This window comes from Vibrio sp. 10N.222.49.C9 (genome assembly GCF_041474985.1).
Taxonomy (GTDB): domain Bacteria; phylum Pseudomonadota; class Gammaproteobacteria; order Enterobacterales; family Vibrionaceae; genus Vibrio; species Vibrio crassostreae_C.
In genome coordinates this window covers 1-373 of the sequence record NZ_JBFRVD010000506.1, presented here as the reverse complement: position 1 = coordinate 373, position 373 = coordinate 1, and the positions used below count along the sequence as shown (strand labels likewise).

Below are 373 nucleotides of genomic sequence, written 5' to 3'. Positions count from 1 at the left end.
CAGCTGAGGTTTTGACCCAGCTGTTCCCATATAGCTCAGTGTCATCATTGCCGATATAGCTCATACTACCATCAGCATGGAAGAAGAAGTTGTTGTCATCTTGCTCCATCAACACCAGATTGGTGGGGTCAAACTGCAGTGCGTTTCTATCTTGTTGCACCACGGTATCAGCCCATATCCAGCTTTCGCTCACACCTGCAACCGTTTCTTCCTCAAAGAATTTAATAGACCATGTTTGATCCATAGACTCGAGCAGCGCCCAGTAAGCCGTAAAGCTTTCCGACTCATCAGAGTAGCTAACCTTGATAAGCCCGTCTTCAATGGTCCAATCGTCGGTATATTCTCCACCTTCACCCTTGAGTACATGCACAGT

At 46.9% G+C, this 373-nt stretch carries 1 protein-coding gene; it reads right to left on the bottom strand.

Annotated elements, in window-relative coordinates; all coding sequences use genetic code 11:
* On the bottom strand, nucleotides 1–373 hold a 373-nt coding region (locus AB4585_RS24210; RefSeq protein ID WP_372171301.1), incomplete at both ends, for a hypothetical protein.